We start from the raw sequence: 14,332 nt of genomic DNA, 5'->3' as shown, positions 1-14,332 counted from the left end.
GAATATCTTTTATCTCATATCTCTTATCTTTTCAAAAGAGGTGAAACTATGCGCGGCAAAATCTACGGTCTATTGGGCCGAAAGCTGGGCCACAGCTGGTCCGTCCCCATCCACACCGCCCTGGGCTGCCAGGGCTACCGACTCATTGAGCTGGAGCCGGAGGAGCTGGGGGGCTTTCTGCGCCGGGAGGACATCGGCGGGCTGAACGTCACCATCCCCTACAAGCGGGGCGTGATGCCCTTCTGCGATGTCATAGACCCCGCCGCCCAGGCCATCGGCAGCGTCAACACCCTGGTCCGCCGGGCGGACGGCAGGCTGTACGGCTACAACACGGACATCGACGGCTTCCGCTATATGCTCCGCCGGGCAAACATTTCCCTGGCGGGCAAAAAAGTCCTGATCCTGGGCAGCGGCGGCGCGTCTCTGACGGCCCAAGCCGCCGCCAGACAGGAGTGTGCCAGAGAGGTCGTGGTGATCTCTCGAAGCGGACCGGATAACTATGAGAATCTGCCGGAACGCCATGCCGACGGAGAGATCGTGGTGAACACCACGCCGGTGGGCATGTATCCCTCCACCGGAGTCTCCCCGGTGGAGCTGGACTGTTTCCCCCGCTGTGCGGGCGTGCTGGACGTGGTCTATAATCCCCGCCGCACCGCCCTTTTGATGCAGGCGGAAGAGCGGGGGCTGCCCTACAGCGATGGCCTGCCCATGCTGGTAGCTCAAGCCAAGCGGGCGGAGGAGCATTTCTTTGAAAAATCCATTCCCGACAGTGAAAATGAGCGCATCCTGGCACTGCTCCGGCAAGAGACCGCCAACATTGTTTTGATCGGTATGCCCGGCAGCGGAAAATCAACTGTCGGACAGGCCCTGGCAGAACTGACAGGCCGGGAGGCCATCGACGTTGACCAGCGCATCGCGGAAACGGCAGGCCGCTCTATTCCGGAGATCTTTGCCCAGGGGGGCGAGGCCGCTTTCCGGGCTCTGGAGCGGGAGGCCACGGCGGAGGCCGGGAAGCTCTCTGGCAAGATCATCCTCACCGGCGGCGGCGTGGTAAAAGACCTGCGGAACTACGCCTCTTTGCATCAAAACGGACGGATCTATCATCTGATCCGGGATCTGACGCTGCTCCCCACCGACGGACGGCCTCTCTCCCAAGGAGCGGACCTCGCCGCCATGTGGGCAGAGCGTGGGCCGATGTACGCCCGGTTCCGGGACACGGTAATTGACAACAACGGTACGGTGGCGGACACTGCCGCCGCTATCTGGAGGGATTTTTGTGAATATTCTGGTGATTAACGGCCCCAATATGAACATGCTGGGCATCCGCCAGCCGGAGATCTACGGCAAGGCCACCTATGAGGATCTGAAGGCCATGATCCAGGCCGAGGCGGACAAACTGGGCGTCCAGGTGTCCTTCTTCCAGTCCAACCACGAGGGCGCCCTGGTGGATGCCATCCAGCAGGCCTACTTTGACCATGTGGACGGCATCATCATCAATCCCGCCGCCTACACCCACACCAGTGTGGCTCTGCTGGACGCGGTAAAGGCGGTAGGCATCCCCACAGTGGAAATCCATGTCTCCGACCCGGACAGCCGGGAGGAGTTCCGGCACGTCTCCTATATCCGCGCCGCCTGCGCCGCCACCATCCGGGGCCATGGCCTGCCAGGCTACATCGAAGCGCTTCATTTCCTTTGCAGACAGCATTAAAAATCAGGAATGTGGAGTTAGGAATTGCTGGCTTGGAATCCCTTGTCCTCTCTTGGGGGAGCTGCCGCCCGCAGGCAGTTGAGGGGGAATTCCTCATTCCTCATGAAAAAAGGACTGCCGCTTTCGCGGCAGTCCTTTTTTGACAGCGGAGACTGGCAAAACTCCGTTGTGTTCTGTTTGTGTGCTTTGAATTACTTCGCGGCAGTTTTCTTCTGCTTGCTGATGGTGGAAATACCCTCGATGGCCAGAACCACAGCCAGGACCACCAGCAGCACACCCAGGATGGCCTGGACATAGGGACCCCAGTCGGCGCCGCCGGCGGAGATCAGGCCGATCTGCGTCTTGGTGTTGATGATCAGGGAGCAGATGGTGACGACCAGCATGAAGACCATGGGAAGCAGGAACATCTTGTTGTTCTTGCCGATGTTGCCCAGCCAGGTAGCCACAGCCAGCAGGCCCAGAGCAGCCAGCAGCTGGTTGGCGGAACCAAACAGCGCCCAGATCTTCTCATAACCGTTCAGGCCCAGCAGCACGCCCAGCAGCACGGTGATGATGGTGGAGACGTACATATTGGACAGGACCTTCTTGTAGCCGGTGACATTCTCGGGGGTCTCACCCTTGCTGCCGTCCAGCCAGAACTCCTGGAACATGAAACGGGCCAAACGGGTAGCGGTATCCAGAGAGGTCAGGCAGAAGGAGGAATAGGTCAGCACCAGCAGGGTGTTCAGCACACTGTAAACGCCGCCATGGCTGGGATCGATCATGCCGGCAATGCCGCCGCCGAACAGGACGGTGGGGCCAACACCGATGTCGCCGCCGTTGGCGTTGGCATAGCCAGCCACAGCGCACAGGACCACGATGGCCAGCACGCACTCCAGCAGCATGCCGCCGTAAGCAATGGGCTTCGCATCGGTCTCCTTATCCAGCTGCTTGGAGGTGGTGCCGGAGGACACCAGAGAGTGGAAGCCGGAAATGGCGCCGCAGGCGATGGTGGTGAACAGCACGGGGAAAATGGGGGTGCTGCAGGTCTCGCTGGTGAAGGTAGGCAGGCTCTCCAGAGAGGGATGGCCAATGAACACGGAGATCACGGCCAGAGCCAGCATGGCGTACAGCAGGAAGCTGGACAGATAATCGCGGGGCTGCAGCAGGATCCACACAGGCGTGACGGAAGCGATGGCGATGTACAGGCCGCAGATCCACATCCACGCGGTGGAGGACAGGTAAATGGGATGGAAGTTCATGCCGATGGCAATGATCACCACGATGCCGATGACGCCCACCACGGAAGCCACGCTCATAGGAGCGTTGCGGCGATAGACGCAGAAGCCAAAGATGATGGCGATCACGATGAACAGCAGGGACACCATAGCCACGCGGGCATTGCCCTCAGAGGCTGCATAGTCCACAGCACCAGCCTCGGTGAAGGTGGCGCCGAAGGTGCCGGCCACAATGGAGGCGAAAGCGGCCACGACCAGGATCAGGGTCAGATAAGCGAAGGTCAGGAACAGCATCTTGGCCCGCTTGCTCATGTTCTCGGAGATGATCTCGCCGATGGAACGGCCGCCGTGGCGGACAGAGGCGAACAGAGCTCCAAAGTCATGCACGCCGCCGAAGAACACGCCGCCGATGACGATCCACAGCAGGCAGGGCAGCCAGCCGAAGCCCAGCTTCAGAGCGGAGATGGGGCCGGTGATGGGGCCGGCGCCCGCGATGGATGAAAAGTGATGGCCCATCAGGACCGGAGCGGGGGCAGGCACATAGTCGATGCCGTCCTCCATGGTATGTGCGGGGGTGGCTTCCTTGCTTTCGCCTACGCCCCACTGCTTGCACAGCCAGCGGCCATAAAAGATGTAGCCGCAGACCAGCGCAGCAACGCCAATGATGAGAAGTACAATACCATTCATTGCTTTACTACTCTCCCTTCTTAGTACGCTTGGGGCCGAAATTCAGCTCCAGCGTCTTGCGTGCTTCCTTGCCGGCTGGATTTGACAGGAAGCTGTTTGTTGAGGTTTCCATTGCCGCTATGTGATACTCCATCCAGCCGTGGAGTGCCAGCCGGAAATACTTGCGGAAGCGGGTCTTTTTCAGCAGGACCCTCGCCTCCGGGTCGATGGTCTCCGCCAGGATCACCAGCGTCACAAAGGAGGACATATGCTCCCTGTTGGGCTTGATCCGGCTCATGCCATCGGCCATAGTAATGTCGATCTGCGTTTGCAGCGCCGCGGCGTCCAGATGCTCCGTCACGTAGAAGTACACATACTCGTGGGTCTCCACCGCGTTGAGCACCTTATCTCTTCTGATGAGATAGTTCTCGTCCCGCAGGAAATAAAACGCCGCCGCAGGAAAGCTGCCGCCCTCCACAGCCAGGTCACGGTGGATATCATACCGGTGGGAATACACGTTCACCAGCTTTTCCAACCGCTCCTGCATCGCTGTATCCATGGCGGACCTCCCCTCACTAAAGCGCAAATCTCCATTCATGACAGGTATTATACACGTTCGTTTCTGATTTGTTAAGGGGGTATTGCAAAATTTGTGTACAATTTGTGAATAAGCAGCTTAAAGTTGTGGATTTTAATAGGTGTTTTTTCTGTTTTTCACAAAATATCCGGCAGTTTAGATGGAAACATTCACCGGGTTTTATATATTTTCACAGTTTTTTACTAGCCATAGTGCATGAAGAGCGGCATGGCCTCTCAAACACCCTGAACAACCAACAGCGTACCGCCTCTTGACCGCCGCAGACAGCTTTCCGCCGGCTGTGAAAAAGCCGCCGGAACGGCGTGAAAACTCACGTCCGCTCCCCGCGGCTTTTTCGATCATGAAAGATGTAGATCCCAGCTCAGTCCTGAAGGATGTTGATCAGGTGCTTCATATGGATGCTCATGGCGTGGCGCGCGCCCGCCTCGTCTCGCTTCAGCAAAAACTCCAGGATCAGGCGGTTGTCCTGAATGGCCGTGTTCTGCATGTGGAACCGGTTCTGGGTCAGCTGCATGATCTCGTTGACAGCACTGTTAATGATGGGATACAGGCGGCGCATATACTCATTGTGGGATGCCTTGATAATAGCCCAGTGGAACTCCTGGTCCGCCAGAGGCCAGTCCCCTCCCTCTGCGGCCACCGCCTCGACCCGGCTGGCCCTTTTCGCGATCTGCCGCAGCTCCTCGTCGCTGGCCCGCTGGCAGGCCAGCGCCACGGTGGCCGGCTCGAAGATCAGCCGCATCTCGAACAGGTCCTTGGCCCGCCCCCTGGCCCGCAGCCCCGCAAGGCCGCTGAGATCCAGGCCGGAGGTGGTCAGATCCTCTGCCACAAAGGTGCCCTTGCCCCGCCGGATCTCCAGGATGCCCTGGGCTACCAAAAAGGAGATGGCCTCCCGCAGTGTGGTCCGGCTGACCCGCAGCGCCTCGCTCAGTTCATTTTCGTTGGGCAGCTTGCTGCCCGGCTGATACCGGTGCTCGTCCACGATCATCTCACATAAACGATCCGCCGTCCGCTCCGACAGTTTTACTTTCTTTGTCTCCGCCATACACATGCCTCCCTCTTTTGTAGTATAACCGCACGTTTAAAAAAAGGCAAGCGCCTCTTGACATCAGACATCAATCATAGTACAATGACATCATACAACAGATTTCAAAATATTACAACACTTATTTTTATTGAAAAAGGAGGTCCGCTCTTGTTCGCAGCAGCCAACTGTTCCCATCGCATCTCCATCATCACGGGACATTATGGAACCGGCAAAACGGAGTTCGCCGTGAACCTGGCCCTGGCGCTGGCCCAGGCGGGCGAGTCTGTCATGCTGGCGGATCTGGACATCGTCAATCCCTATTTCCGCTCCCGGGAGCGGCGGGACCTGCTGGAGGCGGCCGGCATACGGCTGATCTCCTCCTCCCAGGCCTGCTCCGACGCGGACGTCCCCGCCCTGCCGGCGGAGCTGCTGGCTATCCTGGAAAATCGGGATATCCGCGGCGTACTCGACATCGGCGGCGACCCGGTGGGCGCCCGGGTCCTGGCCCGGTTCCAGCCTAAGCTGATCCAGGAGGACTGCCAGCTCATCTATGTACTCAACGCCAACCGGCCGGAAGTCCGCACGCCGGAGAGTGCCATCGCCTATCTGCGGGGCATTGAGGCCACCACCGGCCTCACCTGCACCGGCATCGTCAACAACACCCACCTATGCGGTGAGACCACGGAGGCGGAGATCCGCAAGGGCGCGGCTTTGGCCGCCGCTGTCTCCCAGGAGACCGGCATTCCAGTCCTTTGCCACGTGGCGGAGGAGCGGTTTGCGTCCCACCTGTCCGATCTGCCGGAAACCGTGTTTCCGATCACTATTAAAATGAAGAAACCGTGGGAATGACCACGGCCGAATAGAAAGGAGGAGTACATCTCATGTCTGCAAGAGTAACATTTAATTCTGACCGCTGCAAAGGGTGCGAGCTGTGTACCACCGTCTGTCCCAAGCACATTGTCACCATGGATATGAATGTCATCAACCGCAAGGGCTATCATCCCGCCACGGTAACCGACATGGACCAGTGCATCGGCTGCGCCAGCTGCGCCAAAATCTGCCCGGATTCTATTATCACTGTGGAGAAATTCTGAAAAAGGAGGTCAACAATCGTGGAAAAAGAACTTTGGAAAGGTAATGAAGCTATCGCCGAGGCCGCTATCCGTGCTGGCTGCGACTGCTTCTTCGGCTATCCCATCACACCCCAGAGCGAGGTCCCAGAATATATGTCCGCCCATCTGCCCAAAGCGGGCGGCGTGTTTGTGCAGTCCGAATCCGAGCTGGCTGCCATCAACATGGTATACGGTGCCGCCGGCGCCGGCATGCGGGCCATGACCTCCTCGTCCTCTCCCGGCGTCAGTCTGAAACAGGAGGGCATTACATATCTGGCAGGCGCTGAGCTGCCCGCTGTCATCATCAACTGCATGCGGGGCGGCCCGGGCCTGGGCACCATTCAGCCTGCTCAGGGCGACTATTATCAGGCGACCCGGGGCGGCGGCAACGGAGACTACCGCACCGTGGTCCTGGCTCCCTCCAATGTACAGGAGACCGTGGACTTCGTGCAGGAGGCCTTTGACATCGCCGACCAATACCGCAATCCTGTCATGGTGCTGTGCGATGGCCTGATCGGCCAGATGATGGAGCCCATCGAGTGGCATCCCGTCAAAAAGCGGGCGCTTCCGCCCAAGGATTGGGCCGCCTGCGGCCGCAAGGGCCGCGACCACCACAACATTATCACCTCCATCTTTATCGCCGCCGAGGAGTGCAGCGATCATAACGACCATCTGACGGCCAAATATGCCGAGATGGAAAAGAACGAGGTCCGGTGGGAAGAGGTCCAGTGTGAGGACGCGGAGATCGTCATCACCGCTTACGGGACCCCTGCCCGCATCGCCCTGACGGCTCTGGACACGCTACGGGCCGAGGGGATCAAGGCCGGTCTGTTCCGCCCCATCACGCTTTGGCCCTTCCCCGAAAAGGCGCTGCACACGCTGGCGGAACAGGACCACGTCAAAGCTTTCGTGGACGTGGAGATGAGCACCACCGGCCAGATGCTGGATGACGTCCGGCTGGCTGTGGAGGGCCGCAAGCCCATCCGGTATCTGGGCCGCGCCGGCGGCGTGATGCCCACCGTGGAGGAAATGATCGATCTGGTCAAAAGCGCTTTGAAGGAGGTCAAGTGATATGGCGGTCGTATATGAGAAGTCCAAAGGACTGACGGATGCTGAACTGCATTACTGCCCCGGCTGCCACCACGGCATCATTCACAAGCTGGTGGCCGAGTCCCTGGTGGAGCTGGGTCTGCTGGACGGAGCCATCGGCATCTGCCCGGTGGGCTGCTCCGTGTTTGCCTATAACTATTTTTCCTGTGACATGCTGGAGGCCTCCCATGGCCGCGCTCCTGCCGTAGCTACCGGCATCAAGCGCACCCATCCTGACCAGGCCGTGTTCACCTATCAGGGCGACGGCGACCTGGCCTCCATCGGCGCGGCGGAGATCGTCCACGCCGCCATGCGCGGTGAGAAGTTCACCACCATCTTTGTCAACAACGCTATTTATGGCATGACTGGCGGCCAGATGGCCCCCACGACCCTGATCGGCCAGAAGGCCACCACCTGTCAGTCCGGCCGGACTGTGGAGCAGGCCGGTATGCCCATCCGCGTGGCGGAGATGCTGTCCACCTTAGATGGCTGTGTATACGCCGAGCGGGTCTGCGTCACCGATATCGCCAACATCAATAAGGCCAAACGGGCCATCAAGAAAGCCTTTGAAAAGCAGATGAACCGGGAGGGCTTCACCTTTGTGGAGGTCCTTTCCACCTGCCCCACCAACTGGGGCATGACGCCGCTGAAGGCTGTTCAATGGCTGAAGGATAACATGATCCCCTACTATCCTCTGGGGGTCATCAAGGACAAGGGACTGGAGGTGTGACGACATGAAGAAAGAGATCATTATTTCCGGTTTCGGCGGCCAAGGCGGTCTGGCCATCGGCAAGAATCTGGCGGAGGCCGGCATGGCCGAGGGGCTGAATGTCACTTGGGCTCCCTCCTATGGCCCTGAGATGCGCGGCGGCACCGCCAACTGCTCCGTGGTGCTGTCCGACAAGCCGGTGGGCTCCCCGGTGTTCGCCCGCTTTACCGAGCTGATCGCTCTGAATGAACCATCCCTCTCCAAGTTTGAAGAGGGCGTGCTGCCCGGTGGCTCCGTATTCGTCAACTCCGACGTGGTCACCGACCGGGTGAGCCGTTCGGACCTGACGGCCTACTACATTCCCTGCGCCAAGATCGCCGAGGAAGTGGGCAATCCCAAGGTGGGCAACATGGTGATGCTGGGCGCCTATGTGGCGGCCACCAAGATCCTGAAGCCGGAGACCATCGAAGCGATGATCCAGTCGATGTTCGCCGGTCCCAAGGCCAAGTTCATTCCCCTGAACATCGAGGCTTTCCGCAGAGGCATGGCCTGCGTCCAGTGATCTGAGATCTATCCAAACACACGGCGGACCGGCGCTTCCCGCTGGTCCGCCGCGCTTTTCGGAAGCTTTTGATGCTTCCGCCGGTCCTTCGGCCGCCTTTTTCCCAGAAGCACGGGCTTTCTGTGTATTTTACCGCTTGACTTTCCCCTGTTATCAGCGTATAAAAGTAATAGAGACGGCGAATCGTCAGCCGGCGCTCCGACATGACACGCCACGGAAGTATGACTTTCGCCTTTCCGCCCCCGGGCGGGACTGTGCGGAGGTCTTTTTTGTTTCCGCCCAGCACTCTGAACAACGATATTTTTTATTAAGGAGAGTTTGCAATGTTGGATATCAAGATCGTCAAAACCACCGCACCCAAGGCAAAACCCGCCGACGACCAGTTGGGCTTCGGCAAGATCTTTTCCGATCACATGTTCCTGATGGACTATTCCCCCGACAAGGGCTGGCATGACGCCCGCATTGTCCCCTACGCCCCCTTTGCCCTGGACCCCGCCTGTGTGGTGTTCCACTATGCGCAGGAGCTGTTTGAGGGCCTGAAGGCCTACCGCACCGCCGACAATCAGATCCAGCTTTTCCGTCCCGACTGCAACGGCAAGCGGATGCAGGATTCCTCTGACCGTATGTGCATCCCCACCATCCCCGTGGAGGATTTCGTCCAGGCTGTCAAGGCCCTGGTGGAAGTGGACAAGGACTGGGTCCCCCACGCCAAGGACACTTCTTTGTATATCCGTCCCTTCGTCTATGCCACCGATGTGGGCATGGGCGTCCACGCCAGCAAGAACTACACCTTCTGCATCATCTGCTCTCCCTCCGGCGCTTACTATGCCGAGGGTCTGGATCCCATCCGCATCTATGTGGAGGATGAGTACATCCGCGCCGCCCCCGGCCTGACCGGCTTCACCAAGTGCGGCGGCAACTACGCCGCCTCCATCAAGGCCGGCGCTCTGGCCGAGGAGAAGGGCTTCTCCCAGGTCCTATGGCTGGACGGCGTTGAGAAGAAGTATGTCGAAGAAGTCGGCGCCATGAACATCATGTTCAAGATCTCCGGCAAGATCTACACCGCCGCCTGCGTGGGCACCGTGCTGCCCGGCGTGACCCGCCGCTCCATCATCGAGCTGCTGAAGGACTGGGGCTATGAAGTCATTGAGGGCAAGCTGGCCATCGCTGACGTCATGAAGGCCGGCCACGAGGGAACTCTGGAAGAGGTCTTTGGCACCGGTACTGCCGCCGTCGTGTCTCCTGTCAAGGAGCTGGACTGGAAGGGCGACAAGGTCGAGATCTCCGACGGCAAGATCGGAGAGCTGACCCAGAAGCTGTACGACACCCTGACCGGCATCCAGTGGGGCCGCCTGCCCGATGAGAAGGGCTGGGTCGTACCCGTCTGCAAGGGCTGATTCCCTTCATTCCCACATTCATAAAAAACATCCGGAGGAGCCAAAGCTCCTCCGGATGTTTTTACGCGCCGTACTGCGCCAGGACCTCCTCGGCCCGCTCTCCCGGTATCCGGGAGAAGGGCAGAAATGGAGCGGGTTCCGGATCATAGCCGGCGATGGCCTTCTCAAACCAGGACACATCCCGCCACGCGCCGGCCTTATAGCCGGTGCGCTTTTGAACGCCCATCAGCCGAAAGCCCATGCCCCGGTGGAGGGCCTCGCTCCGCGGGTTGGGACTGGTGACCAGCGCGTATACCGTGCGGATGCCCTGCATCCGCAGCAGCTCTGTCAAAACGCCGTACAGCCGTCTCCCCAGCCGCTGGCCGGTGTGATTCCGATCCAGATAGACCGACAGCTCCGCGTTCCACTGATAGGCCGCCCGCTCCGCCTGGCGGTGCGCGTAGGCGTAGCCCACGATGACGCCGTCCTCCTCGCAGACCAGATAGGGATAGTCCGACGAGATGGAGCGGACCCGCTCCCGGAATTCCTCTTCCGTGGGCAGAACATATTCAAAAGTCACGGATGTATCGATGTACTGCCCGTAGATCGCCCGCAGCGCCGGAACGTCCGCCTCTGCGGCAAGCCGAATCCGCATAGCTCCTCCTGAAAATGGACAGCGGCGCGCTCCCGCGCCACCACTCGTTCATGTTTTCGCCTTGATCTCCGCGCCGCATTTGGGGCAGGTGATGACGATCTTTCCCTTGCCCACCGGAACGCGGCAGATGGTCTTGCAGTTCTTGCAGGTGAAATACCGGTGGTCCTTGTCGGCATGGCGGGCTTTGGCGCCAGCCTGGCGGTTCTTCACACCCCACCACCAACTCATCCATTTTTGGTTCTCCGCCCGCCGCTTGGGCAGGTTCTTGGAGAACATCCGGAAGAAGATGAGCAGCATCAAAATCCACAGCAGCGCATCGCAGGCCAGCGCCAGCGGGCGGCTCTTCAGCAACGGCGCCACGATGGCCTGCACCAGAAAAATGGCCAGATAGCTCCAGAACAACGCCCGGTTCAGCTGGTCCATGCCGTTGCGGCCATACATAAAGCGGGCCAGCGCATTCCCGATCCTCTGGAAAAAGCCCATAAAGCAGAACTCCTTTTTTGGCGGACACGCCGAATGATACCCTTAATGGGCAAAAGGCAGCACGCCTGCCAGCCGTTCAAGATGCCCCAAAAAACGCATTGCCCTTTGTTCACTGAGGGTATGCTTGTATTTTACTCGGAATCGTTCCGGCAGACAACTGTTTGCCGGTGGAATTTACAAAAAAGTCATTTATTTTTCCAAACCGGTATGCTATATTAACGTGTTGAAAAAAATTAAAATGAAGGAAGTGTACCCATATCATGGCAAAGAAGCAATTCAAGGCGGAATCCAAGCGGCTGCTGGACCTGATGATCAACTCCATCTATACCCACAAGGAGATCTTCCTCCGGGAGATCATCTCTAACGCCAGCGACGCCTGCGACAAGCTGTGCTACCTGTCTTTGACCGACGATCAGGTGAAGCTGAACCGCAAGGATTTCAAAATCGAGCTGACCGTGGACAAGGACGCCCGCCTGCTGACGGTGTCCGACAACGGCATCGGCATGGACAAGGCGGATCTGGAGAACAACCTGGGCGTCATCGCCTCCTCCGGCTCCTACAAATTCAAGCAGGAGATGGGGGACGACGCCAAGAACACCGACGTGATCGGCCAGTTCGGCGTGGGCTTCTACTCCGCTTTTATGGTGGCGGACCACATCACTGTGGTGACAAAGAAATACGGCGGAGAGAACGCCTACATGTGGCAGTCCTCCGGAGCCGACGGCTACACCATCACTGAATGCGAAAAAGAGGCCGCCGGCACCGACATCATCATGCACATCAAGCCGGACACCGACGATGAAAAATACGGCGAATTCCTGGAGTCCTGGCGTTTGCAGGAGCTGGTTCGGAAATACTCCGACTATATCCGCTTCCCGATCCGCATGGAGGTCAGCAAGACCCGGAAAAAGGAGGGCTGCCCCGACGACAAGCCGGAGTATGAGACCTACCAGGAGGTGGAGACCCTCAACTCCATGGTGCCCATCTGGCAGCGCCGGAAGTCCAGCGTGAAGCCGGAGGAGTACAACAAGTTCTACCGGGACAAATTCCACGACTATACCGATCCCCTGCGGGTCACCGCCGTGTCTGCCGAGGGCGCGGTGACCTATAAAGCGCTGCTGTTCATCCCTGGAGCCATGCCCTATGATTACTACACCAAAGAATATGAAAAGGGCCTGCAGCTCTACTCCAACGGCGTGCTCATCATGGACAAGTGCGCCGACCTGCTGCCGGATCACTTCCGCTTTGTCCGGGGCGTGGTGGATTCCCCGGACCTGAGCCTGAACATCTCCCGGGAGCTTTTGCAGCATGACCGGCAGCTGAAGGTCATCGCCTCCAATCTGGAGAAGAAGCTCAAAAGCGAGCTGGCAAAAATGCTGAAGGACGAGCGGGAGACCTATGAGGCCTTCTGGAAGCAGTTCGGCCGCCAGCTGAAATACGGCGTGGCCAACGACTATGGGATGCACAAAGAGCTGCTCCAGGACCTGCTGCTGTTCTGGTCCTCCACGGAGAAAAAGCCAGTGACCCTGGCGGAGTACGTCTCTCGGATGCAGGCGGATCAAAAGTATATCTATTACGCTATGGGCGAGAACCCTGAGAAGATCGACAAGCTGCCCCAGACAGAGCTGCTGAAGGAAAAAGGCTGCGAGATCCTGTACTTCACCGAGGAGGTGGACGAGTTCTGCGCCCAGACCCTGCGGAATTATCAGGACAAGGAATTCCGCTCCATCCTGGATCAGGAACTGGAAGAAGGCGCGGAAAAGAAGGCCGAAGCGGCCGTGGATGCCCATAAGGCCGCTTTTGACTTTGTGAAGGAGGCCCTGGGTGACGCCGTAAAGGAGGTCAAGGCCTCCGCCCGTCTGAAGTCCCATCCCGTCTGCCTCACTGCCGGAGAGGGCCTCAGCTTTGAGATGGAAAAGTACTTCCAGGCCGTCCAGCCCGATTCCGGCATCAAGGCGGACCGCATCCTGGAGCTGAACGTGGAGCACCCCGCCTTCCAGGCGCTGGAGGCCGCTGTGGCGGAGGACCCGGAAAAGGCGAAGAAGTATGCTACGCTGCTGTACGACCAGGCTCTGCTCATCGCGGGCCTGACGCTGGATGATCCTTCCGGCTACACTGACCTGGTGTGCGAGTTGATGAAGTGACCGCAGGCCGTCCAGCATCCCCACGTTCCCCCTGAGAACATAATATGGAAGCAAGAAGCGCCCCGTCCCCATGGACGGAGCGCTTCTTTTAATCATTCAACAGCGATACCGTATAGGTCAGCCTCTTCGCCTCTCCCGGCGCCAGGGTCACGCAGTGAGGCTTGTCCTCGAATTTTCCGCTCTCGTTGTCAAAGGCGGCGCAGCCCTGCCACGGCTCGATGCAGATATAGGGTGCTGCCTTCCCCGGCATGGTCCAGAAGGCCACCATGGGAAACTCCGAAAAATCGACCTGGAGGCCCCGGCCCGTATCCTTATGGCACAGGCGAACGCTCCTGGACCGCAGGCCCTCATAAATCAAAGTGTCGACTTCATCGAACACGGCATGATCCAGGACGATGGTGTCCGTGTGATCCAGCGCAACGCCCCCTGCGCCGCTTTGCAGGCAGCCGCCCTCTCCCAGCGGGATGGAGGCCGCGTCCTCCACCTTGTCAAACACCAGGCGGTAGTCCTCGAACCGCTCCCCCGCCTCCAGCGGACAGCGGAAGGCAGTGTGGGCGCCGATGCAGAAGGGCATGGGCGCCGTTCCGATGTTGGTCACGGTGAAGCAGGTGGAAAAGCCAGTTTCCAAAAGGGTGTGGCGGACCCGCAGAGAGAAGGGGAAGGGATACTGCCGCAGCGTCTCCCCGCTCTCCCGCAGTTCAAACTCCGCAAAGTCCCCTCCCTGCTCCGCCACGGTGAATTCGCTCCGGCGGGCAAAGCCGTGCCGGGCCATCTCATAGTGCTTCCCGCCAATGTCCACACCGCCATCCTTCAGCCGCCCCACGATGGGGAACAGCACAGGATTCCGCCCGGACCAGTAGGCTGGGGCACCACTCCAGATGTACTCTGTGCCCCTGTGGTCCCGCAGGGACACCAGCTCGCCGCCCAGGGTCTCCGCCCGGGCAATGAGACCGTTTTTCCGCAGCGTCAGTTCCATGGCCGCTCCT

15 protein-coding genes are annotated in these 14,332 nt (G+C 59.3%); 9 read left to right on the top strand and 6 right to left on the bottom strand.

The window, feature by feature from the left end:
• The first annotated feature begins 48 nt into the window (after positions 1 to 48).
• Both Q0Z69_RS11200 and aroQ read left to right on the top strand, forming a co-directional pair.
• Positions 49 to 1,296 carry a shikimate kinase gene (locus Q0Z69_RS11200; RefSeq protein ID WP_298033436.1) on the top strand — a complete coding sequence of 416 codons (1,248 nt, stop codon included), beginning with the start codon at positions 49 to 51 and terminating at the stop codon, positions 1,294 to 1,296.
• Entirely contained in the window at positions 1,277 to 1,708 is a 432-nt protein-coding gene (gene aroQ, locus Q0Z69_RS11195; protein ID WP_298033435.1) for a type II 3-dehydroquinate dehydratase, read from the top strand. The genes Q0Z69_RS11200 and aroQ overlap by 20 nt, the downstream gene beginning before the upstream one ends.
• Positions 1,709 to 1,899: 191 nt before the next feature.
• Here aroQ and Q0Z69_RS11190 read toward each other — a convergent pair whose 3' ends face one another.
• From Q0Z69_RS11190 to Q0Z69_RS11180, 3 genes are all read right to left on the bottom strand, one after another.
• Complete coding sequence (locus Q0Z69_RS11190) at positions 1,900 to 3,612, bottom strand: carbon starvation protein A (RefSeq protein ID WP_298033433.1); 1,713 nt, start codon at positions 3,610 to 3,612, stop codon at positions 1,900 to 1,902.
• A gap of 7 nt (positions 3,613 to 3,619) precedes the next feature.
• On the bottom strand, positions 3,620 to 4,150 hold the full coding sequence (locus tag Q0Z69_RS11185) for a hypothetical protein (protein WP_298033432.1): 531 nt from the start codon (positions 4,148 to 4,150) through the stop codon (positions 3,620 to 3,622).
• Between the two features lie 400 nt (positions 4,151 to 4,550).
• Positions 4,551 to 5,234 carry a FadR/GntR family transcriptional regulator gene (locus tag Q0Z69_RS11180; RefSeq protein ID WP_298033429.1) on the bottom strand — a complete coding sequence of 228 codons (684 nt, stop codon included), beginning with the start codon at positions 5,232 to 5,234 and terminating at the stop codon, positions 4,551 to 4,553.
• A gap of 150 nt (positions 5,235 to 5,384) precedes the next feature.
• On the opposite strand from Q0Z69_RS11180, the gene Q0Z69_RS11175 reads away from it, so the two are divergent.
• From Q0Z69_RS11175 to Q0Z69_RS11150, 6 genes are all read left to right on the top strand, one after another.
• Entirely contained in the window at positions 5,385 to 6,065 is a 681-nt protein-coding gene (locus Q0Z69_RS11175; RefSeq protein WP_298033427.1) for a hypothetical protein, read from the top strand.
• Between the two features lie 32 nt (positions 6,066 to 6,097).
• Entirely contained in the window at positions 6,098 to 6,310 is a 213-nt protein-coding gene (locus Q0Z69_RS11170; protein ID WP_298033425.1) for a 4Fe-4S dicluster domain-containing protein, read from the top strand.
• A gap of 18 nt (positions 6,311 to 6,328) precedes the next feature.
• Positions 6,329 to 7,399, top strand: coding sequence for a 3-methyl-2-oxobutanoate dehydrogenase subunit VorB (locus Q0Z69_RS11165; protein ID WP_298033423.1), 1,071 nt, complete (start codon positions 6,329 to 6,331; stop codon positions 7,397 to 7,399).
• 1 nt (position 7,400) lies between these two features.
• Positions 7,401 to 8,147, top strand: a complete 747-nt coding sequence (locus Q0Z69_RS11160) for a thiamine pyrophosphate-dependent enzyme (RefSeq protein ID WP_298033421.1) — start codon at positions 7,401 to 7,403, stop codon at positions 8,145 to 8,147.
• 4 nt (positions 8,148 to 8,151) lie between these two features.
• A complete protein-coding gene (locus tag Q0Z69_RS11155) occupies positions 8,152 to 8,688 on the top strand; it encodes a 2-oxoacid:acceptor oxidoreductase family protein (protein ID WP_298033419.1) in 537 nt (178 codons plus the stop codon).
• Between the two features lie 323 nt (positions 8,689 to 9,011).
• The gene (locus Q0Z69_RS11150) at positions 9,012 to 10,085 is read left to right on the top strand and encodes a branched-chain amino acid aminotransferase (RefSeq protein ID WP_298033417.1); all 1,074 of its coding nucleotides are present in this window, start codon (positions 9,012 to 9,014) and stop codon (positions 10,083 to 10,085) included.
• 61 nt (positions 10,086 to 10,146) lie between these two features.
• On the opposite strand, the gene Q0Z69_RS11145 is transcribed toward Q0Z69_RS11150, so the two are convergent.
• Positions 10,147 to 10,719 (bottom strand): GNAT family N-acetyltransferase, encoded by a 573-nt coding sequence (locus Q0Z69_RS11145; RefSeq protein WP_298033415.1) that lies wholly within the window; start codon positions 10,717 to 10,719, stop codon positions 10,147 to 10,149.
• 48 nt (positions 10,720 to 10,767) lie between these two features.
• Positions 10,768 to 11,202 (bottom strand): hypothetical protein, encoded by a 435-nt coding sequence (locus tag Q0Z69_RS11140; protein WP_298033413.1) that lies wholly within the window; start codon positions 11,200 to 11,202, stop codon positions 10,768 to 10,770.
• Between the two features lie 260 nt (positions 11,203 to 11,462).
• Between Q0Z69_RS11140 and htpG the strand changes: the two genes are divergently transcribed.
• Entirely contained in the window at positions 11,463 to 13,346 is a 1,884-nt protein-coding gene (gene htpG / locus Q0Z69_RS11135; RefSeq protein WP_298033411.1) for a molecular chaperone HtpG, read from the top strand.
• Positions 13,347 to 13,434: 88 nt separating this feature from the next.
• Here htpG and Q0Z69_RS11130 read toward each other — a convergent pair whose 3' ends face one another.
• Positions 13,435 to 14,322 (bottom strand): aldose 1-epimerase family protein, encoded by an 888-nt coding sequence (locus tag Q0Z69_RS11130; RefSeq protein ID WP_298033409.1) that lies wholly within the window; start codon positions 14,320 to 14,322, stop codon positions 13,435 to 13,437.
• Positions 14,323 to 14,332: the final 10 nt, after the last annotated feature.

The sequence above is a fragment of the uncultured Dysosmobacter sp. genome (assembly GCF_947631165.1).
Lineage (GTDB): Bacteria > Bacillota > Clostridia > Oscillospirales > Oscillospiraceae > Oscillibacter.
The sequence above is the reverse complement of the archived record's forward strand: the minus strand, read 5'-3'. Positions and strand labels throughout refer to the sequence as shown.

What these genes read in the sequence shown, in the direction of transcription:
- htpG (WP_298033411.1), top strand. Translation starts at nt 11,463, where the DNA reads ATGGCAAAGAAGCAATTCAAGGCGGAATCCAAGCGGCTGCTGGACCTG.
- Q0Z69_RS11185 (WP_298033432.1), bottom strand. Translation starts at nt 4,150, where the DNA reads ATGGATACAGCGATGCAGGAGCGGTTGGAAAAGCTGGTGAACGTGTAT.
- Q0Z69_RS11140 (WP_298033413.1), bottom strand. Translation starts at nt 11,202, where the DNA reads ATGGGCTTTTTCCAGAGGATCGGGAATGCGCTGGCCCGCTTTATGTAT.
- Q0Z69_RS11190 (WP_298033433.1), bottom strand. Translation starts at nt 3,612, where the DNA reads ATGAATGGTATTGTACTTCTCATCATTGGCGTTGCTGCGCTGGTCTGC.
- Q0Z69_RS11160 (WP_298033421.1), top strand. Translation starts at nt 7,401, where the DNA reads ATGGCGGTCGTATATGAGAAGTCCAAAGGACTGACGGATGCTGAACTG.
- Q0Z69_RS11170 (WP_298033425.1), top strand. Translation starts at nt 6,098, where the DNA reads ATGTCTGCAAGAGTAACATTTAATTCTGACCGCTGCAAAGGGTGCGAG.
- Q0Z69_RS11200 (WP_298033436.1), top strand. Translation starts at nt 49, where the DNA reads ATGCGCGGCAAAATCTACGGTCTATTGGGCCGAAAGCTGGGCCACAGC.
- Q0Z69_RS11130 (WP_298033409.1), bottom strand. Translation starts at nt 14,322, where the DNA reads ATGGAACTGACGCTGCGGAAAAACGGTCTCATTGCCCGGGCGGAGACC.
- Q0Z69_RS11155 (WP_298033419.1), top strand. Translation starts at nt 8,152, where the DNA reads ATGAAGAAAGAGATCATTATTTCCGGTTTCGGCGGCCAAGGCGGTCTG.
- Q0Z69_RS11145 (WP_298033415.1), bottom strand. Translation starts at nt 10,719, where the DNA reads ATGCGGATTCGGCTTGCCGCAGAGGCGGACGTTCCGGCGCTGCGGGCG.
- Q0Z69_RS11180 (WP_298033429.1), bottom strand. Translation starts at nt 5,234, where the DNA reads ATGGCGGAGACAAAGAAAGTAAAACTGTCGGAGCGGACGGCGGATCGT.
- Q0Z69_RS11150 (WP_298033417.1), top strand. Translation starts at nt 9,012, where the DNA reads ATGTTGGATATCAAGATCGTCAAAACCACCGCACCCAAGGCAAAACCC.